Here is a 20,210-nt window from a genome sequence, read left to right as displayed (position 1 = left end):
TATTGATAAATGGATATGAAAATGAAAGATGAATTAGTTAATGACGTAAATAATAAAGAAAACTTCCTTATGAGATTATTTAAAATTCATCAGCATGGTACAACCGTGCGTACCGAAATGATCGCTGGGATGACCACGTTTTTAACCATGGTGTACATTGTGTTCGTCAACCCGCAAATACTGGGTGCTGCACAAATGGATCCTAAGGTGGTGTTCGTGACCACCTGCCTGATTGCCGGCATCGGCAGCATCGCGATGGGCCTAATTGCCAACCTTCCTGTGGCCCTCGCACCGGCGATGGGGCTCAATGCTTTTTTTGCCTTTGTGGTGGTGGGGGCGCTGGGGGTGAGTTGGCAAACGGGGATGGGGGCCATTTTCTGGGGCGCCGTCGGATTATTTCTCCTAACGCTTTTGCGTATTCGTTACTGGATGATCTCGAATATTCCCGTCAATTTACGAGTGGGCATTACCAGCGGTATTGGTTTATTTATTGCGCTAATGGGGTTAAAAAACTCGGGCGTCATTATCGCCAATAAAGATACGCTGGTCGCTATTGGCGACTTAAGTTCTCACGCAGTGCTGTTGGGTGTTTTGGGTTTCTTTATTATTGCGGTCCTATCATCGCGTAATTTTCACGCGGCGGTATTGGTTTCCATCGTGGTGACCTCCTGCTGTGGGCTGCTTTTCGGTGATGTTCATTTTAACGGCATCTATTCTATCCCTCCGAGTATTAGCGGCGTGATAGGTGAGGTTGATTTACGCGGTGCACTGTCCCTTGATCTGGCTGGTATTATATTTTCTTTTATGTTGATCAATTTATTTGATTCATCAGGAACATTAATTGGTGTGACAGATAAAGCCGGTTTAATTGATAGTAATGGTAAATTTCCGGGCATGAATCGGGCGTTGTTTGTTGACAGTCTTAGCTCTATCGGCGGGGCGTTTATCGGCACCTCTTCGGTCACCGCCTATATCGAAAGCACCTCCGGCGTGGCGGTGGGCGGTCGCACCGGGCTAACGGCTATCGTGGTGGGCATCTTATTCTTGCTGGTGATGTTCTTCTCACCGCTGGCCGGGATGGTTCCCGCCTATGCGACGGCTGGGGCGCTGATTTTTGTCGGCGTGCTGATGACCTCAAGCCTGGCTCGGGTCAATTGGGACGACCTTACCGAATCGGTGCCGGCATTTATCACCGCCGTGATGATGCCCTTTAGCTTCTCCATTACGGAGGGCATCGCGCTTGGCTTTATGTCTTACTGCATTATGAAAATCTTTACCGGGCGTTGGCGCGAGCTGAATCTGTGCGTGGTAGTGGTAGCCGTATTATTTGCGCTGAAGATCACGCTAGTGGATTAGTACAGGGCGGCGGTTTCCAGATATTATGAGCGCTGAATAGACAGGAGAACTCATGGTCTGGATTATGCTGGCCACATTGGTCGTGGTCTTTGTTGTCGGGTTTCGGATCCTTACTTCCGGCCCACGTCGGGCGATACGCCGTTTGAGTGAGCGGCTGGGTATTACGCCGGAGCCGGTAGAATCGATGATTGACCAGCTGGGAAAAACGCAGGGCGATGAGTATTTACGCTATCTGGAACGGCCGAATGAAGCGCATTTGCAAAACGCGGCGCAGGTGCTGCTGATTTGGCAGGTGTGCATCGTCGACGGCAGTGAGCCAACGCTGGTGCGCTGGCATCGGCTACTGCAAAAGGCGCGTCTGTCGGCGCCAATAACCGATGCCCAGATACGGCTCGCGATGAGCTTTATGCGCGAGCTAGAGCCCGATTTTAATGAGCTAAACGCTTTTCAACATCGTTATAACGCGCTGTTTCACGAAGAGAATGGTGTCCACTGGCTGCATTGATATTATCTGGCGTGATGTTTGTTATTTATAATGGTGATTATATTTATATCACCAGCGGATGCATGATGAACCTCGTCAACACAATCACTCACGAGGTTCATCATGAAACAGTCCATGCAACAAAGCGCCATCGTTTGGCCAGAAGCGTATCTGCCCGGCATCACCGACAACTTTGCCTCCAACGAAATCATCGTCAGCGGCCTGACGGCCAAACAGATTTGGGCGCAGCTTAATGACACCACGCTGTGGCCAACCTACTACAGCAACGTGGCGGATATCCATTTTCACGACGGCAGCGGCCCGCTGCTAAGCGATAACGCACGTTTTCGTTTTTCTACCTTCGGCTTCCCGATTGAAGCGCAGATTACTGAGTACGTCCCACCGGTCGATGGCGAAGCCGCGCGCATAGCCTGGCACGGCTGGGCGGAAGGCGATGCAACGACTCGCCTGGATGTGATCCACGCCTGGTTGTTCGAAGACCTTCCCGGCAATCGCGTGCGCATCCTGACCCAGGAATCGCAGATTGGCGTCCCGGCGCAGGAGTTGGCGCGTACCCTGCCAAATCCAATGATTAATGGGCATCAGGAATGGATTATGGGGCTGGTGAAATCGGCGCGTGGGGAGTGAGTTTGTGGGTGCCGGATGCCGCTGCGCTTATCCGGCCTACAAAAACGCCGACCGTAGGCCGGATAAGGCGAAGCCGCCATCCGGCACAGTCATTACATCAGTACTTTCAAACCGTGTTTTTGCACAACGCTCAGCAGCTTCAGTGACATTCCACCCGGTCGCTTAGCGCCGGTTTCCCATTTTTGGATCGTAGAGACGCTGGTGTTCAGGTAGCGTGCAAAAACGGGTTGGCTGACGTTGAATTTTTCCCGCAGTTTTTTAATTTCACTGGGCTGAAGCTCTTCTACTTGGCTTAGGCAGGTTTCATCAAAGCTGCGCATCGTTTCTTGCTCCGTTATCCTGTTGTGGTTGCCAAAACGTTAAATACGTCACATCTAAAATGTTACACTGCGTGGATTTTCTACAAAAATACTGCGCAGGTAACAAAAAAATGAGTGAGCATATCGAAGAGAAACCCCGTACTGAGGCCGTCGCAAGGCCAAATTGGTCGGCGGTTTTTGCCGTGGCGTTTTGTGTCGCCTGCTTGATTACCGTTGAATTTTTACCGGTGAGTTTGCTTACGCCGATGGCACAAGATCTCGGTATTTCTGAAGGCGTCGCTGGGCAGTCGGTTACCGTCACGGCGTTTGTCGCCATGTTCGCCAGCCTGTTTATTACCCAGGCCATTGGCGCGACTAATCGCCGATACGTGGTTATCCTGTTTTCTATCCTGCTGACGCTCTCTTGCCTGCTGGTCTCGTTCTCTAACTCCTTTACGTTGTTGCTGTTAGGCCGAGCTTGTCTTGGGCTAGCGCTGGGTGGATTTTGGGCGATGTCGGCGTCATTGACTATGCGTCTGGTGCCGGCGCGTACGGTGCCGAAAGCGCTGTCGGTGATTTTTGGCGCCGTGTCGATTGCGCTGGTGATCGCCGCACCGCTGGGCAGTTTTTTAGGCGGGATTATTGGTTGGCGTCATGTGTTTAACGGCGCAGCGGTGATGGGGCTGCTGTGCACGCTGTGGGTGCTCAAAGCCCTGCCTTCTCTGCCAGGTGAACCGGCGCACCAGAAGCAGAATATGCGCAGTCTGTTGCAGCGCCCCGGTGTGACGGCGGGGATGATTGCCATCTTTATGTCTTTTGCCGGGCAATTTGCTTTCTTCACCTACATTCGCCCGGTGTATATGAATTTGGCTGGATTTGACGTTGATGGCCTGACGCTGGTGCTTCTGAGTTTTGGCATTGCGAGTTTTGTTGGCACTTCATTCTCGTCGGTTATCCTGAAACGCTCGGTTAAGCTGGCGCTGGCCGGCGCGCCGTTCGTGCTGGCACTTAGCGCGCTGGTTCTGGTGCTGTGGGGCAATGACAAAATTGTGGCGGCAGGCATTGCGATTATCTGGGGACTGGCGTTTGCGCTGGTGCCGGTAGGCTGGTCTACATGGATCACCCGTTCGCTGGCCGATCAGGCAGAAAAGGCCGGTTCTATTCAAGTAGCGGTTATACAGTTAGCGAATACCTGTGGGGCGGCGATTGGCGGTTTGGCTCTCGACCATATTGGCCTGACGTCGCCGTTAGTATTGTCGGGCACACTGATGTTGTTAACGGCGCTGCTGGTGACGGTGAAAGTGCGGATTAGATAACGCCGTTGTCGAATATCCGCGTAGCCCGGCCAAGCGGAGCGCCGCCGGGAATGGCATGGGTGCCTCCCCGGGGTCGGCATAAAGCCTCGCCCGGGCTACCTATTTACGGGCGTTCGCCCTTCGCCAAACGCGCATTAATCTCGGCAATCACACCCGGTAAATCCGCCAGCGAATCCACCACATAGTGCGCTCCGGCGGCATACAGTTTGCTGGCGGCGCGCTCGCGGCGGGTGGCAATCTCGGCAACGGACATCGCCTGATACTCCTCCCACGTCGCCCCGAACTCATTGCCCGACACCGCAAGACCCACGCTCCACATTCCGGCGTTAAGCCCTTCGGTAATGCCCGGCGCGGCATCGTCCACCTTCACACAATGGCTGACCGCATCGATACCCAGCGTAATCACGTTTTGTAGCGCCATCCACGGCCCCGGACGCCCGCCCGCCGCGAGATCGTCGGTAGCGACCCAGCAATCCGGCGCGTAGCCGTGCTCGGCGGCGGCAGGCACTAGGCGTTCCATCACTGCACGCGGGTAGCCGGAACAGGAGCCAATCTTGATACCGGTGTTGCGTAGTGCGGCAATCGTGTCGATAACCCCGGCAATCGGCGCGGAAAAATCGACAACTTTGGCAATTTGCAGCGGCATAAAGGTGGCATAAATCTCATCGATATCCGCCGCGTTCATGGCACGGCCAAACTTCGCCTGCCAGCGGGCATCAACGGACGGCAGTTTACCCAACGCCTCAATATGTTGCCATTTGCCAAGCCCCATCGGCACGCGGGCTTCGGCAAGCGTTATCTCCACGCTAAATGCGCGACGAAAAGCCTCAACAAAAATCTGCGTCGGTGCGAAAGAGCCAAAATCGACGGTGGTACCCGCCCAATCGAGAATAACAGCGTTAATGCGGTTCATGATGGCTCCTTATTTTGTCCAGTACATCGCATTGCGAATGGCGGTGAGCAGGGCGGCGATATCGGCGTCGTACACCTCACCAATGTTGCCGATGCGGAAGCAGTCGCTTTGCGACACTTTGCCCGGATAGATAACAAACCCCTGATCTTTTAGGCGGCTATAAAATTCTTTAAAGCGATACTGCGGATTTTCGGGTGAATAGAACGCGGTGATGATCGGCGAATGCAGCGCATCGTCCAGCAGGGTGGTAAAGCCCAGTTCCCGCATACCGGCGACTAGGTTGCGCTGGTTTTGCTGATAGCGCTGATAACGTGCCGCCACGCCGCCTTCTTCCGCCAGCTCTTTCAGCGCCTGAGCAAACGCCAGCACGGTGTGGGTTGGCGAGGTGAAGCGCCATTTGCCGTGGTTATCTTCCATGCAGCGCCACTGGGCGTAGAGATCCAGCGACAGCGAGCGGGAGCGGCCTTTGCACGCGGCGAGTTTGTCCGCGCGGGCAATCACGAAGGCAAAGCCCGGTACGCCCTGAATGCATTTGTTGGCGGAGCTAATCAGAAAATCGATATTCAGCTCGGCAATGTCCATCGGAATGCCGCCGAAGCTGCTCATCGCATCCACAATGTAGGTTTTGCCGTACTGACGGGCTAGCGCGCCAACCTCGTCAATCGGGTTGAGCATCCCGGTGGTGGTTTCGCTATGTACCATCGCGATATGGGTGATCGCCGAGTCGGCTTTGAGGATCTCTGCGATCGCCTGCACGTCCGGGCGGGAAACTTCGCCGCAGTCATAGGCGTGATGAGCGATATCCATCATTCCCGCCATCTCCACCATACGGGCACCGTAAGCGCCGTTGCTGACAATCAGCACCTTATCCTGCTTGCCGAGCGCGCTACCCAGCACCGCTTCCACGGCGTAACTGCCGCTGCCTTGCAGAAGCACAGAGGTGTAACCTTCAGCGGCCGTCGCCAGTGCGGTCAGCTGCTGGCGGATAGATTCCACCACGCCGATATTGTAATCATCGTCCCAGGTGCAGCTATCGAACAGCATCGCTTCTTTCACGGTGCGAGAGGTGGTCAGTGGGCCAGGGGTCAGCAGCAGATAGTTACGCGAAGTCATGTTATTTACCTTTGGTCTATACCAGATTTGCCTTTATCATGACGATCTTTTCGGCAAAGGGTCAAAGGGAAAATGGCTCTGCAACAAAAAATTCATCTGTGTCTGTATAATGGCGGCAGAGAAAAGTGACAGCGAGTGACTATGAAAGCGATTCCGGGCGATGTCCCACAGTACCTGTTGATCAAGGCGCAGCTTCAGGCGCGTATACAAAGCGGTGCGCTGAAAAGCGGCGATAAGCTGCCTTCTGAGCGGGAACTTTGCGCTATCTTCAACACCACGCGTATTACCATTCGCGAAAGCCTAGCGCAGCTGGAGGCCAGCGGGCTTATCTGGCGCGCTGATCGTCGCGGCTGGTTTGTCACGCCGGAACGCCTGTGGCTGGACCCGACCCAGAACACCAACTTCCACAAGCTGTGCCGCGAGCAGGGCCGTGAGCCGAAAACCGCGCTGTTAAGCGGCGTGCTGACCACCGTGCCGGTAGAGGCTATGGAGCCGTTGCAGCTCCAGCCGTTTGACCAGATCTACCTGCTGACCCGCCTGCGCTACGCCGACGGTCGCGCGGTCTGCTACAGCGAAAACCACTGTCTGCCTGCCCGCGTACCGGAACTGTTGCAGTACGATCTCAACGGCAGCCTGACCGAGGTGTACGAATCGCACTACAACCTTGTCTATACCAGCATGCACCTGTCGTTCTATCCGACCGCTATGCCCGCGCAGGCCGCGCAGGCGCTGGGGGTGATGGAAGGGCGCCCGGCGCTGCTGCTGCGCCGTCTAAACTACGATCAGCACGGGCGCGTGCTCGATCTGGATATCGAATACTGGCGTCACGATAGCCTGCGTATTGAGGTGGATACCCACTAGCCGCCGTTTGCCGGATGGCGTCGCTGCGCGCCTTATCCGGCCTACAAATCGCACCGCTCATACAAATTGTACTGCCCTGTTTGCCGGATGGCGGCGCGATGCGCCTTATCCGGCCTACAAATCGCACCGCTCGTACAAATTGTACTGCCCTGTTTGCCGGATGGCGTCGCTGCGCGCCTTATCCAGCCTACATATCGCGCCGCCATGCAAATTGCACCGTCCTGTAGGCCGGATAAGCGCAGCGCCATCCGGCATTCAACAAATCCTTCATCGTATTGTCACAAAAGCCGTTTAGCGTAAAAAGCAAATCTGGTATAGGCCAGAGACACAAAACGCACGCTATGAGGCTAATACGATGAAACTTTCCCGACTTGCTCTGCTGTCTGTTTTCGCCCTCGCCAGCGCCCCGTCATGGGCGGAATCGGTGGTCACGGTTTACTCCATCGATGGGCTGCACGATGGCGACAACAGCTGGTATCAGGCGCAGTTCGACGCGTTCACCAAAGCGACCGGCATTACCGTACGCTACGTTGAAGGCGGCGGCGGCGTGGTGGTTGAGCGCCTGGCGAAAGAGCGCACCAACCCGCAGGCCGACGTGCTGGTGACCGCACCGCCGTTCATTCAGCGTGCCGCATCTGAAAAACTGTTGGCGAGCTTTAAAACTGATGCCGCCACCGTGATTCCTGACTCAAACGACTTCTACTCGCCGCTGGTGAAGAACTACCTGAGCTTTATCTACAACGGCAAGGCGCTGAAAACCGCCCCGGCCACCTGGCAGAGCCTGCTCGACGGCCAGTTCAAAAACAAACTGCAGTATTCCACTCCAGGCCAGGCCGCTGACGGCACGGCGGTGATGCTGCAAGCTTTCCACAGCTTCGGCAGCAAAGATGCCGGGTTTGATTACCTCGGTAAGCTACAGGCCAACAACGTCGGGCCATCTGCTTCCACCGGCAAACTGACCGCGCTGGTCAATAAAGGCGAACTGTATGTGGCCAACGGCGACCTGCAGATGAACCTCGCGCAGATGGAACGTAACCCGAACGTGAAAATCTTCTGGCCAGCCAACGACAAAGGCGAGCGCAGCGCGCTGGCTATCCCGTACGTGGTTGGCTTAGTCCAGGGCGCGCCGGAGAGTGAAAATGGCAAGAAGCTGATTAACTTCCTGCTGAGTAAAGAGGCGCAAACCAGCGTCAGCGCGCTCTCTTGGGGCATGCCGGTGCGTAGCGACGTGACGCCGAGTGACGATCACTACAAAGCAGCTACCGCCGCGATGGCGGGCGTGCAGAGCTGGCAGCCAAACTGGGATGACGTTGCCGTCTCGCTGTCGGCAGACATCTCCCGCTGGCATAAAGTGACCGATAGCGAGTAAACCTGATGCTGATGAAAACGACCGCTGTTCCGGCCCCTGCCATGCAGGGGACCTCGGGGATAGTCCTCGACTCGCTGCGCGTTGCGTACCACGGTAACGTGGTGCTTAAACCGCTCTCTTTGACGATTGAACCCGGCGAAGTGTTGGCGCTGATAGGCCCTTCCGGCTCCGGAAAAACCACGGTGTTGCGCGCGGTGGCGGGTTTTGTCCAGCCTGCGGGCGGTCGCATTCTCATCGGCGATACGGATGTGACCCAGCTTCCGCCTTACAAGCGCGGGCTGGCGATGGTGGTGCAGAACTACGCGCTGTTCCCGCATATGAAGGTGGAAGATAACGTCGCCTTCGGCCTGCGGGCACAAAAGCAGCCCAAGGCGCTGATTAATGAACGCGTGACCCAGGCGCTGAAAACGGTCGGCATGAGCGACTATGCCACCCGCTATCCGCATCAGCTTTCCGGCGGCCAACAGCAGCGCGTGGCGATTGCCCGCGCCATTGCCGTGCGTCCGCGGGTGCTGCTGTTGGACGAACCGCTTTCGGCGCTGGACGCGCAGATTCGCCACAACATGGTGGAAGAAATCGCCCGTCTGCACCGCGAACTGCCGGAACTCACCATTCTCTACGTTACCCACGACCAGACGGAAGCGCTCACCCTGGCGGATAAAATCGGCATCATGAAGGACGGCTCGATGATCGCCCACGGCGAAACCCGCGCGCTGTACCGTCATCCGCCGAATCGCTTTGCCGCCGAGTTTTTAGGGCGCGCCAATATTCTCACCGCCACCGCGCTGGGCATCACGGATGCGCCAGGGCTGGTGGACGTGAGCTGCGGCGGCACGGTAATCCGCGCCTTCAGCCAAGGCAGCCATCACGGCTATAACAAGCTGCTGTGCATTCGCCCGCAGCACCTGAGCCTGACACCGCGTTCCGCCGCCAGCAACTGCTTTAACGCCACGCTGCAATCGCTGCACTGGCAGGGGGATCTCACCCATCTTCTGTGCGATGTGGCAGGCGAAGCGGTGCGTATTGTGCTGACGCACGTAGACCCGCTGCCGAAGCCAGGCGACAAGCTGGCGCTGTGGTTCGAACCCGATGATGCGGTTTTGATTGAGGTATAACGATGTCGCTCTCTCTGACCCAGACCAAACCGCTACCCAACCTGCGCCCACTGCTGTGGCTGCTGCTGCCGCTGCTGGTGCTGACCACGCTGTTCTTCTGGCCCCTGTCGCTTATCGTGGAGCAGGCGCTGCGCGACGCTAACGGCAACGTCGGTATGGACACCTTCTGGCAGGTGGTGGGATCCCGGCGCTTTGTCAGCGCGCTGATGAACACCCTGCAAATTGCGCTGACCGCCACCGCAGGCTGCCTGCTACTGGGCAGCGTGCTGTCGCTGATTCTGGTGTTTATCCCGTTTCCCGGCAGCGAACTGATTGGCCGGGTGGTGGATACCTTTATCGCGCTGCCCACGTTTCTGATTACCTTGGCCTTCACCTTTATTTATGGCTCGGCGGGGCTGCTCAACGGCACGCTGATGCATCTGTTCGCCTTCGACCTGCCGCCGGTCGATTTCCTCTATTCGATGCAGGGAGTGATTTTGGCGGAGATCACCGTCTTCACGCCGCTGGTGATGCGCCCGCTGATGGCGGCGCTGCGCCAGATTGATAAAAGCCAGCTTGAGGCGGCCAGTATTCTCGGCGCGCACCCGCTGCGGGTGATTGCGCAGGTGATTTTCCCGGCGGCGCTACCGGCGCTGATGGCGGGTGGCAGCCTGTGTCTGCTGCTGACCACCAATGAATTCGGCATCGTGCTGTTTATCGGCGCGAAAGGGGTCAATACACTGCCGATGATGGTTTATAGCAAAGCGATTCTGGAGTCTGACTACAGCGTCGCCTGTATGATTGCGTTGATTAACATTGTGCTGTCGCTGGGGCTATTCTCGCTCTATCGCCTAGCGGCCGCGCGCACGGGGGTAAGGGGTTAACCATGTTGATTTGGTCGCGCAAAGGGCGCGTCGCAGCAGGCGTGGTGGCTACCGCGCTTGCCAGCGTCTTCTTTTTCCTGCCGCTGGCGGTAATTTTAATGTCCAGTCTGAGCCAGCAGTGGAACGGCATTCTCCCGAGCGGCTTCACGTTGAACCACTTTGTGAATGCTTTTCGCGGTGCGGCGTGGGATGCGCTACTCGCCAGCCTGATTATCGGTTTTTGCGCCAGCCTGTTTGCGCTGCTATGCGGCGTCTGGGCGGCGCTGGCGCTGCGCCAGTACGGCGGCAAGGTGCAAAAGGGACTGAGTATGCTGTTCTATTTGCCGAGTGCTATTCCTTCGGTCTCCGTCGGGCTTGGCATTCTGGTGGCCTTCAGTCAGGGGCCCTTGCAGATGAACGGCACGCTGTGGATTGTGCTGGTGGCGCACTTTGTGCTGATCTCCGCGTTCACCTTTAGTAACGTTTCCACCGGGCTGGCGCGGGTTTCTGCGGATATTGAAAACGTCGCTTCAAGTCTTGGCGCATCGCCGTGGTATCGCCTGCGCCACGTCACGCTGCCGCTGCTGATGCCGTGGATGGTCTCGGCGCTGGCGTTGAGTCTGTCGCTATCGATGGGGGAGTTGGGCGCGACGATGATGATTTATCCGCCGGGCTGGACCACGCTGCCGGTGGCTATTTTTAGCCTGACCGATCGCGGCAATATCGCTGACGGCGCGGCGCTGACCATCGTGCTGGTGGCGATGACGCTGCTGTTGATGATGAAGCTGGAGCGCGTGGCGAGGCGGTTGGGGCAGAAATAAAAACCCTCACCCCAGCCCTCTCCCTTAAAAAGGGAGAGGGAGCACATTAGTGCCGCTGATTAGCTCGGCAGGAAAATCCTGCACAAAACGGTCCCCTCGCCCCTTTGGGGAGAGGGTTAGGGTGAGGGGAAAAAGAGGGCACATAACCAAAGAAGGTCCCCCTATCCCCCTTTAGGGAGAAGGTGAGAGTGAGGGGTGTATGTTGGCTCGAAAGTCAAACCCTCACCCCAACCCTCCCCGTAAAAAGGGAGAGAGGGGGTATCACGCTAACTTAGAACCACGCTTCAAACATCCCGCCGACGTTCAGCGAATCCAACTGCTCGTCCTGCGTCCCGTTCACCTTCGCCGTACGCTTGTTATCAACCTGACCACCGGTCACGTAGAAGCGCAGCATTGGACGGAACTCTGGCCCCATACCAATTGCGATGTTCTGCGACAGCGTCAGCTTCCAGCCGTGGTTATCTCCGCCCTGCGAGTAATCTACGCGCTGGTAGCCCGCTTCCAGCCAAGTGGAGTGAACATCGTTCCAGAAGTACATTGGGCGCACGATCGCACCGTAGTTTTTACGGTTGTCGGTGTTGTCTTTGCTGTTGTCATAGTCGTGGAAGGCCAGCAGGTATTCGACCTGCGCCTGCTGGGTAAACTTATAGTTACCTTCAAAGCTGGCGTAGATAGCGGTCAGGCCATCCGTTTTGTTGTAGACGCTGTTATCTGCATTATCGGAGTAGCGCAGGATGACTTTATTCACACCGCTGCCGTCGCCGTTGGTGTGGCTCAATAGCAGGCCGCCCTGCCATGCATCAAGCTGCTCGTCATTATCCACGGCTTTGGAATCAAAGCCGTAGTTGGCGTATACCTCAACGTCGATTGGGCCAGCCTTGATGTTGTGGGTTTTGGTGGTTAACGCGTAATGGCCGTCATCCCCGGTATCGGAGCTGCCGGTACAGGTGATGCGCGATGGGTTAGATTCATCGGCCATCACTTCTGGGCTACAGGATTTCACCTGCGATACCGTTGCCACATCGAACTGTACGCCGCCGATATCAAAGTTTTTCACCCCGGCGCCCTGACCATCGTGGTTCATCCAGAAGTAGTCGTTGATGCCTTGTTGTGGACGCTGGTGGAAGTCACGGCCCGCCCAAATGTAGGCGTTAGGATTCGACTCCAGCACGTTGGTCACGCCGACGTAGGCTTTTTTCAGGTTAACTTCGTCACTCCAGTGGTCGAACATGACGTTGATATCCCAGATCGCGCCTTTCTCACTCTTAAAGGCTTTAGTTAACTGGAATTCACCGCCGTTACCTTCGTTACCCAGACGACCAATCGCCGAGGCACCGTTATAGGAACCGTCCACGCCGACGTATTTCTGATCGCCAGCCTGGAAGTGTGCGCCGTAGCGTGCGTAGCCGCTGAACTTCAGACCGAAAGGAACCGCCATATCCGGTGTCTGCGCGGCGGTTTGTGGGTTGGTTTGCAGATCCACCTTCTTGGCCGCCGCAGCGTCCATTTTGGCTTGGCGATCGGCCAGTGCTTTATCGACGGCCTTCGATACGATGGCGTCGATTTGTTCCTGAGTAAATTCTTGTGCCAGGGCTGAAGAAAGCGGGCAAAGCGCGGCCACAACCGCCATGGCTAATGGAAGTTTTTTTACAGTTTTCATGGTTATCTCAAATTAATTTATTATATTTTCAGACAATAACCATCCCGTTCCGGTGAGAATGCATGAACATCACCAAAACAAGCTGATTTTATTTTTGTTTCGTAGGGTACTGTTAAATAATTATCGTAATGAATGTCTCCATAGCCAGATAAAATAAATATAAGTGCATTATCAATACGGATAATCTCTTTAGATAACTCAAGCGTGAGTAAAGAGAAAATCAAGTGATTCAGAGTGTGCGTAATATCTCATGTCATGGTTTGATGCGGCTGCGCCAGCATCATGCCAATTTGCATAAGGCGTGACTGATGAGCGTTAATGGTGATAGCCATTGGCGCGTCTTCTCATCCAACCGTAACAAGGCCTAACGACTCGTTAGAGTCATTATTCAAAAAGGGTCAGAAATATATTTCACTGCGTAATTGATAATTTATTAGTCTTAAATTTTGGCCTCAGATAATGGTGCGACTATTTTTGATTTCTGCATTTTCATTTTCGTTCGTAACTGTTTTTCGTTGCGCTGAAACGGTAAGTTCATAGCGACAGAAATCAATCTAAAAATAATTCCTATAATGAGCAATCCTCATGTCCAGTTCGCCGTTCAGAAAATGTTGAACGGTGCCGGTGTTATTTACGATGTCAGAGAAAGGGCGGGCTGACATATCGACGTAATAGCACTGCATTGCATAATCTTGTACATCGACGACCCTCTTCTAAATGTAAATACTTGTTGCGAGTTTAATTTGATATGAAACTGAAACCGGTTTCTATTCATAAAAAGTAGAAGTGTGATACCCATCAATTTCTCCTGCTTATGGGTCTAATTATTTTGTCCTAGCTCACACAATTTGTAGCGCTTAGGAAGCGACGCAAAGCAAATCACCACCGGGTTGGCACCAAGAAGGGAATGGGTTTACGACCCGCAGCGGTCAGTGGAGTCGTAGATAAATCGGGGGGTGGTGATAGCTTGCGTGGTGTTAGATTCGTTTAATAATCAACATTTTATTGATTTGTTCTGACCGTTTGGCACACTTTTTAATGAACGAGGCCGGATGATGGCATTGCCTTATCCGGCCATGGATTGATGGATTATTGGGCTGGGCAGTGGATGCGCTTTATCGCCTGCTGATAGCCTGCTTTATCGTTCTTCTCGAGTGCTCGCGTAGCGCTCTGCACCGCGGTTTTATTCTCCGCAGACTCCAGCACTCGGTTGGCAAACTGGGTATCAGATAGCCCGCTAGTGGCCGGGCAATTCATCTTCACGTCCTTCACCACCTGCTGTTTTTGTTGCTCAAACTTTAGCCCTTCCAGCGGTGCGGCCACGGCGATGGCCGGTAGCATCAAGCTGGCAACCAGCGAAGCGGCAAGCGTCATTTTTTTCATCATGGATATCCTTATGGTCAATGCGATGAGTTAACTATAAGCCGTATTGCTGTGTGCGTCATTTTGCGTAACGGTTTCCATTAAAATGAACATGTTGCCAGCGTGCGACGATATCTCTGGTAGCGGCTCGTGAAGCTGAAAATTACAGGCTGTCCACCGTTTATCTGGCGAGTACAGTTCTGGCATCGGCTTTCAGGATGACGGACGACCATGGGAACACGCACAACATCTACGCCGCATGACGCGGTCTTTAAACAGTTTTTGGGTCATCCAGATACGGCGAGGGATTTTCTCTCTATCCACCTGCCTGCATCACTCAAGACGATTTGTGACCTGCAGACGTTAAAACTGGAGTCAGGTAGCTTCATTGAAAGTGACCTACGTGCTCGTTATTCAGACGTGTTGTGGTCGCTCAATACAGCAGATGGCGAAGGTTATATCTATGTGGTGATTGAGCATCAAAGCACTGCGGATGCGCATATGGCATTTCGCTTAATGCGCTATGCATTGGCCGCTATGCAGCGCCATCTGGACGCAGGGCATAAAAAGTTGCCGCTGGTGATCCCGATGCTGTTCTACCATGGCATGCAAAGTCCTTATCCCTTTTCGCTGTGCTGGCTGGATGAGTTTGCTGATGGTGTCACCGCTCGCCAGCTTTACGCAGCAGCATTCCCGCTGGTGGATATTACGGTGGTGCCTGATGATGAAATCATGCAGCACCACCGGGTCGCGCTGTTGGAACTGATTCAAAAGCATATTCGCCAGCGCGATCTGCTCGGGCTTGTGGAAAACATTTCTCATCTGCTGATGAGCGGATGCGCTAATGACAGTCAGTTGAAAGCGCTGTTTAATTATCTGCTGCGGTCTGGTGATGCGGTTCGTTTTCACGAATTTTTACAGGCGGCAATCAGACGTTCACCGGAACAAAAGGAGAGGTTGATGACCATTGCAGATAGGTTAAGGGAAGAAGGGCATTGGGAAGGAATGCAGGCTGGCGTTCAGCGTGGTCTACAACAAGGACTACAACAAGGTAAGCATGAAGAGGCGCTGCGTATCGCCCGAATGATGTTTGAAAACGGTATTGATAGCAGCATGGTGCAGTTAATAACCGGTCTTTCTGCTGAAGAGTTGGCGTCAATGCACCACTGAAATGGCGCCCGATAGCAGCACGTTATCGGGCCACCGTGCATTACGCCGTTCTCGTCCGGCGCCGTGAGTCCAGTGAAATCAGCACCACCGAAGAGAGGATCAGTAACGTGCCCAGCCAGTCCGGCAGGGTGAAGCTGATGCCGAGCAACAGCAGCGAAAGAAATGCGCTGCTCAGCGGCTCAGCGCAGCTGAGGATGCTCGCTTTCGGCCCGCCAATCATCTGTGCTCCCTTGAGATACAGGCTGAAGGTGAGGGATGTGCCAATCACCACCAGGTATAAAAAGGCCAGCAGTAAATTGCCGGTAATGACCACCTCTGCGCCCTTGCCCGCGTAAAACGGCAGCAGCATCGCACCGCCCAGCAGCATGCTCCAACCCACGATAGGCAGCGTGCCGTAGCGGGCAATTAGCGTTGATGGATAGGTGGTGTAGAACGCCGCGGCAAACGCTGAGGCAATGCCCCAGAACAGCGCGGCAGCAGAGATAGACAGCGAGGTTGGGTCGCCGTGGGTGACCAGCAGGAAGGTGCCGACGAGCGAGGTACCGATGGCGGCACAGACAAACGCCCCCGGCCGCGCTTTACGCACAAGAGCGAACCAAGCCACGATGATGGTCGGCGACAGGAACTGTAAAACGGTTGCCGTGGCCGCGTTCGATTTTTCAATCGCCATCAGGAAGGTGAGCTGCACCGTCATCGCGCCGACCAGCGAGAACAGCAGCAGGCTGGCAATATCTTTACGGTTTTTCAGAATGCGGAAAATACCGTCGCCGTGCAGGAAGGAAAAAGTCAGCAGGATAAAACCACCGGAGAGCAGGCGAATCATAGTCAGAAAAGGCGACTGCATCTGACTGTTTTCCATAATGTACTGCGCGCAAACGCCTGAACTTCCCCACAATATTGCAGCGATCAGTACGTTTAGCATCCCTTTTCTGGTGGTGCCCATTTTGCCTCTACCCTGTCATATGATTTTATTTTGGCAGGCATCATAGCATGGCGAAAGGCTTGCCCCCAGCGGTGCGCCGGGGGCAAAAGGGTTAACTTAAATCGACGTTTTTGCTGCCGAACAGCCAGGTCAGCAGGAAGCCGAAGAGGTAGGCGACCGCAAGCCCCGCCACGTAGACCGCCATCCCGGCGTAGATGCCGTTTGCGGAGGTCATCAGCGGAATTGCCACTAGGCCAGAAGGACCAAAGACCGTATTTAACCCGACGGGGAGGCCCATCCAGGCTACCAGACCGATGAAGAAACCGCCGCAGGCGCCGCCAAGACAGGCGGTGATGAACGGTTTCATGCGCGGCAGGGTGACGCCGTAAATCAGTGGTTCACCGACGCCCAGTAGACCGGGAATGATGGCCCCTTTAATCTGCGTGCGCAGCAGAGAACCCTGTTTTGCGCGGTAGTAGAGAGCCAGCGCGGCCCCAACTTGGCCCGCTCCCGCCATCGCCAAAATGGTGAACAGCGAGTTGAATCCCTGCGCTTCCATCAGCGCGAAATAGACCGGGACAAAGCCCTGATGGACACCAAACATTACCGCGAGCAAGAACAGCCCAGCCAGCACCGCAGAGCCAAATGGGTTGCCGTTCAGATGCAGGAACAGCCAAGACATGCCGGTAAACAGGTAGCCGCCGATAGGCATAATCACCACGAAGGTGATGGCACCCATAATCAGCAGCGTGACCGCCGAGGTGAGGATCATATCGAGGTTAGCCGGCATGATGCGGCGAACCTGTTTTTCTACCCATGCGCCGAGGATTGCGGCAATCAGCACACCGATAATATTGCCGCGCGGATCGATACCGTGACCAAAGAAGTCGGTGATCCCGGAGTAGAAACCGACCGTCGCGTGCGGGTCATAGCCCAGAATAAACAGGGCTGCGATAATCGCCCCGTTAACGCCGGAACCGCCAAAGGCCTTCTGAGTGTTATAGCCAATAAGAATACTCAGGAAGGTAAACATGCCCTTACTGAACACTTTCATATAGCTGATGACATCGACCAGCGTGGCGTTAGGGTGCGCGTTTTCCAGCACGAACAGCTGCTCAGCAAGCGTTGCAAAACCTAACAGCAGGCCGACGGCGATAAAACCGGGGATCAGCGGCGTGAAGATGGTGGCGAACTTCGCCAAAAACTTCTGCACGCTGCCGGTCTGCTTGCCCTTCAGCTCCTGTTTTTTCGCGCTGGCGATATCCGCCAAAGAGGCGTTAGGCACCGCTTCTTCGGACACCATCGGCGCATCTTCCAGCAGCTGATTCATGAGTTCAGCAGCGGTTTGCGCTTTGCCTGGCCCAAGGATTATCTGGAACTGCTCGTTGCTAACCACCACGCCCATGACGCCTTCAACCTGGCGGATGGCGGCAACGTCGGCATGTTCTTCACTGCGTAACGTCAGGCGCAGGCGAGTCATACAGTTCCCTGCCTGTACCACGTTTGGTGCCCCGCCAACCAGAGCGAGGAGGCGCGCTATCATCTCTTTATTTATTTTTGCCATTTCACTCTACCTGTTTGACGGATTATTTTTGTAACGCTTGGCGGATGAAACCCTGATTATCCGCCAGCAGCGTTTTGGCTTCTTCAGCGCTGAGGTTCGCCAGCACCATAACAATGGCGGTTTTGCAGTGGCTGCCGCAGGCGTTGAGCGCAGTTTGCGCGGTGCTGCGGTCACATTCTGTTGCTTCCATCACGATGGAGACTTGGCGTTCAATCAACTTGGCGTTGGTGGCTTCCACGTCGACCATCAAATTGCTGTAAACCTTACCGCTTTTGATCATCGCCCCAGTGGTAATCATGTTCAACACCAGCTTCTGCGCGGTCCCAGCCTTTAGACGGGTTGAACCAGTAACCACTTCCGGGCCGACCGCTGGGGTGATGGCGATATCGGCGCGCTGCGCCATTTCACCCTGCGGGTTGCAGCTCACGATGGCGACCAGAGCGCCGAGCTGTTTGGCGTAGTCCATCGCGCCCAGCACGTACGGTGTACGTCCGCTGGCGGCGATACCCACTAGGATATCGTTGGCCGTAAAGTTCAGCGCTTTCAGGTCTTCCGCGCCCTGGGCGACGTTATCTTCCGAGTTTTCAACCGCGCTGAGGATGGCTTTATGGCCGCCCGCAATCAGGCCAACCACTTGTTCCGGGCGCGTGCCGAAGGTCGGAGGGCATTCGCTGGCATCCAGAATTCCCAGGCGCCCGGAGGTGCCCGCGCCGCTGTAAATCAGGCGACCGCCTTTCTGGAAGGCTGCCGCGACCGCGTCAACCAACTGCGCAATCTGCGGGATATATGGCGTGATTGCGTGAGCAACCAGCTGATCTTCCTTGTTAATCACCGTCAGCATCTCTTCGGTGGACAGGGTGTCAATATTGGTGCTGTTAGCGTTACGTCGTTCGGTCAGCAGCTTGCTCAGGTCGATACTCATCGGAAAACCTCATCATTCACAGTGGCGGGCAGTATAAGGAATTATTTATTCCTTTCATGTGAAGGTTATCACGATTAGTACGCAAGGGTAATCGCTATTTTGTAGGAATGGCGGGGTAAGTGGTGGTAATAGAATTGGAATATTTTATTACCACGGTATTTTTACTGCGCGGTGTGGGATTTCTTAAGGCCGAAAAACAGGGCGATAGAATAGGAAATAACCATCGCGAGGCTCATTTTCAGCATGGTTTCGCCGCCCAATCCGGCTAGCGGTGCGGCAATGCCGCCACAGACGAACATCAGCGTCCCCATCAGCGCCGAAGCCGTCCCCGATTGTTGATGGCTGACGGCACTCATCGCTTCTGAGCCGGAGACGGTACTGATACCGCTCATAAACGAGACGGTAAAGAACAGGCCAACCAGCGCAGGAATGGCGAGGTGCAGAGCGGTAAGCAGCACGGTCACTGCCGCGCAGGCTACCGCCAGCAGCAGGCCTCGGCGCAGCAGGGTTTCAGCGGCGACGCGGCGCGCCAGTTTGGAGAAGATCAGCGCGGCGATAATCAACCCGATACCGTTTAAGCCGAACAGCAGGCTGAACTGCATCGCACTCATGCCGTATTCGCTTTGAATCACGAAGGATGATGATCCGATGTAGGAGAACAGCCCGGCCATCATAAAGGCCTGAATCAGGCAGTAGCGCATAAAGCGGCGGTTCTTCAGTACCGGCGTACCCACAGGCTGTTCCGGAGCGTTGGCGCTTTTTGTCGGCAGGGTTTCATGCAGCACGACGAGGCTTAAAACCAGCAATAGCACACCGATCCCGGCCATCACCCAGAAAAGAATGCGCCAGTCGAAGGCGGTAATGATGTAGCCGCCGAGCACCGGTGAGATAACCGGCGCGATGCCGTTGACGGTCATCAGCAGCGCGAAGAACTGGGTGAGCAGTGTGCCCTGATAGCGGTCACGGGCGATGGAGCGTGAGAGCACCGAGCCACCTGCTCCGGCGAAGCCCTGCAAAAAGCGCCAGGCAATTAGCATATGAATATCGTGGGTGATGGCACACATGGCAGATGAGAAGATAAACAGTAGCAGCGATAGTGCCAGAGGCTTGCGGCGGCCAATACGGTCGCTGAGCGGGCCGAAAAACAGCTGGCCGAGGCCGAGGCCAATCATCGCGGCGGTCAGCGATAGCTGGGTTTGCGTGCCGGTCGCGCGAAGCTGCTCGGTGATTTCCGGCAGCGCCGGGAGATAAAAGTCGGTACACAGTGGGCCAATCGCGGTTAGCAGGCCCAGAACCACGACCCAGGAAGGGGAGATGCGCGGCATGAATGCTCCTTTTTATATTTCATAATCAATGAAGGGCGCGGTGTGGTTACACCCTCACCCCGGCCCTCTCCTTGGAGGGAGAGGGTTAGGGGAAAAAACTGCACCGTCTGTAGGCCTGATAAGCGCAGCGCCATCAGGCATTGCGGGC

General features: G+C 55.3%; 18 protein-coding genes and 1 pseudogene. 10 read left to right on the top strand and 9 right to left on the bottom strand.

Annotated features, from left to right (window positions below; translation table 11 throughout):
- The first annotated feature begins 21 nt into the window (after positions 1-21).
- The 3 genes from AB4K05_RS13605 to AB4K05_RS13595 all read left to right on the top strand — a co-directional run bounded on the left by AB4K05_RS13605 (position 22) and on the right by AB4K05_RS13595 (position 2,488).
- Positions 22-1,356 (top strand): NCS2 family permease, encoded by a 1,335-nt coding sequence (locus AB4K05_RS13605; RefSeq protein ID WP_368480487.1) that lies wholly within the window; start codon positions 22-24, stop codon positions 1,354-1,356.
- A gap of 52 nt (positions 1,357-1,408) precedes the next feature.
- Positions 1,409-1,861, top strand: coding sequence for a DUF1198 domain-containing protein (locus AB4K05_RS13600; RefSeq protein ID WP_368480486.1), 453 nt, complete (start codon positions 1,409-1,411; stop codon positions 1,859-1,861).
- Positions 1,862-1,975: 114 nt separating this feature from the next.
- Positions 1,976-2,488: an SRPBCC domain-containing protein gene (locus AB4K05_RS13595; RefSeq protein ID WP_368480571.1), complete on the top strand. Its 513-nt coding sequence runs from the start codon at positions 1,976-1,978 to the stop codon at positions 2,486-2,488.
- 92 nt (positions 2,489-2,580) lie between these two features.
- Here AB4K05_RS13595 and AB4K05_RS13590 read toward each other — a convergent pair.
- A pseudogene (locus tag AB4K05_RS13590) lies at positions 2,581-2,817 on the bottom strand (helix-turn-helix domain-containing protein); the annotation flags it as partial.
- 101 nt (positions 2,818-2,918) lie between these two features.
- Here AB4K05_RS13590 and nepI point away from each other — a divergent pair.
- The gene (nepI, locus tag AB4K05_RS13585) at positions 2,919-4,103 is read left to right on the top strand and encodes a purine ribonucleoside efflux pump NepI (RefSeq protein ID WP_368480485.1); all 1,185 of its coding nucleotides are present in this window, start codon (positions 2,919-2,921) and stop codon (positions 4,101-4,103) included.
- A 103-nt stretch (positions 4,104-4,206) separates the two neighbouring features.
- On the opposite strand, the gene phnX is transcribed toward nepI, so the two are convergent.
- Positions 4,207-5,016, bottom strand: coding sequence for a phosphonoacetaldehyde hydrolase (phnX, locus tag AB4K05_RS13580; protein WP_368480484.1), 810 nt, complete (start codon positions 5,014-5,016; stop codon positions 4,207-4,209).
- A 9-nt stretch (positions 5,017-5,025) separates the two neighbouring features.
- Complete coding sequence (gene phnW, locus AB4K05_RS13575) at positions 5,026-6,129, bottom strand: 2-aminoethylphosphonate--pyruvate transaminase (protein ID WP_368480483.1); 1,104 nt, start codon at positions 6,127-6,129, stop codon at positions 5,026-5,028.
- Between the two features lie 141 nt (positions 6,130-6,270).
- Here phnW and phnR point away from each other — a divergent pair, with 141 nt between their 5' ends.
- The 5 genes from phnR to phnV all read left to right on the top strand — a co-directional run bounded on the left by phnR (position 6,271) and on the right by phnV (position 11,137).
- Complete coding sequence (gene phnR, locus AB4K05_RS13570; protein ID WP_035895042.1) at positions 6,271-6,990, top strand: phosphonate utilization transcriptional regulator PhnR; 720 nt, start codon at positions 6,271-6,273, stop codon at positions 6,988-6,990.
- 355 nt (positions 6,991-7,345) lie between these two features.
- A complete protein-coding gene (phnS, locus tag AB4K05_RS13565) occupies positions 7,346-8,359 on the top strand; it encodes a 2-aminoethylphosphonate ABC transporter substrate-binding protein (RefSeq protein ID WP_368480482.1) in 1,014 nt (337 codons plus the stop codon).
- Between the two features lie 5 nt (positions 8,360-8,364).
- Positions 8,365-9,474, top strand: a complete 1,110-nt coding sequence (phnT, locus tag AB4K05_RS13560; RefSeq protein ID WP_368480481.1) for a 2-aminoethylphosphonate ABC transport system ATP-binding subunit PhnT — start codon at positions 8,365-8,367, stop codon at positions 9,472-9,474.
- 2 nt (positions 9,475-9,476) lie between these two features.
- Positions 9,477-10,337 carry a 2-aminoethylphosphonate ABC transporter permease subunit gene (gene phnU / locus AB4K05_RS13555; protein ID WP_368480480.1) on the top strand — a complete coding sequence of 287 codons (861 nt, stop codon included), beginning with the start codon at positions 9,477-9,479 and terminating at the stop codon, positions 10,335-10,337.
- 2 nt (positions 10,338-10,339) lie between these two features.
- Positions 10,340-11,137: a 2-aminoethylphosphonate ABC transport system, membrane component PhnV gene (phnV, locus tag AB4K05_RS13550; RefSeq protein WP_368480479.1), complete on the top strand. Its 798-nt coding sequence runs from the start codon at positions 10,340-10,342 to the stop codon at positions 11,135-11,137.
- Between the two features lie 271 nt (positions 11,138-11,408).
- Here the strand turns inward: phnV and AB4K05_RS13545 are convergent, their stop codons facing one another.
- Both AB4K05_RS13545 and AB4K05_RS13540 read right to left on the bottom strand, forming a co-directional pair.
- Positions 11,409-12,797, bottom strand: a complete 1,389-nt coding sequence (locus tag AB4K05_RS13545; protein WP_368480478.1) for a carbohydrate porin — start codon at positions 12,795-12,797, stop codon at positions 11,409-11,411.
- A gap of 1,089 nt (positions 12,798-13,886) precedes the next feature.
- Entirely contained in the window at positions 13,887-14,180 is a 294-nt protein-coding gene (locus AB4K05_RS13540; protein WP_368480570.1) for a YicS family protein, read from the bottom strand.
- Between the two features lie 210 nt (positions 14,181-14,390).
- Here AB4K05_RS13540 and AB4K05_RS13535 point away from each other — a divergent pair, with 210 nt between their 5' ends.
- The gene (locus tag AB4K05_RS13535) at positions 14,391-15,329 is read left to right on the top strand and encodes an Rpn family recombination-promoting nuclease/putative transposase (protein ID WP_368480477.1); all 939 of its coding nucleotides are present in this window, start codon (positions 14,391-14,393) and stop codon (positions 15,327-15,329) included.
- A 40-nt stretch (positions 15,330-15,369) separates the two neighbouring features.
- Here AB4K05_RS13535 and AB4K05_RS13530 read toward each other — a convergent pair whose 3' ends face one another.
- From AB4K05_RS13530 to AB4K05_RS13515, 4 genes are all read right to left on the bottom strand, one after another.
- Positions 15,370-16,272 (bottom strand): EamA family transporter, encoded by a 903-nt coding sequence (locus AB4K05_RS13530; protein WP_368480476.1) that lies wholly within the window; start codon positions 16,270-16,272, stop codon positions 15,370-15,372.
- 91 nt (positions 16,273-16,363) lie between these two features.
- Positions 16,364-17,815: a PTS N-acetylmuramic acid transporter subunit IIBC gene (gene murP / locus AB4K05_RS13525; RefSeq protein WP_368480475.1), complete on the bottom strand. Its 1,452-nt coding sequence runs from the start codon at positions 17,813-17,815 to the stop codon at positions 16,364-16,366.
- A 22-nt stretch (positions 17,816-17,837) separates the two neighbouring features.
- Entirely contained in the window at positions 17,838-18,737 is a 900-nt protein-coding gene (murQ, locus tag AB4K05_RS13520) for an N-acetylmuramic acid 6-phosphate etherase (RefSeq protein WP_368480474.1), read from the bottom strand.
- 161 nt (positions 18,738-18,898) lie between these two features.
- A complete protein-coding gene (locus AB4K05_RS13515; protein WP_368480473.1) occupies positions 18,899-20,062 on the bottom strand; it encodes a multidrug effflux MFS transporter in 1,164 nt (387 codons plus the stop codon).
- Positions 20,063-20,210: the final 148 nt, after the last annotated feature.

This window comes from Kluyvera sp. STS39-E (assembly GCF_040932435.1).
In the GTDB taxonomy this organism is placed as follows: domain Bacteria; phylum Pseudomonadota; class Gammaproteobacteria; order Enterobacterales; family Enterobacteriaceae; genus Kluyvera.
The sequence above is the reverse complement of the archived record's forward strand: the minus strand, read 5'-3'. Positions and strand labels throughout refer to the sequence as shown.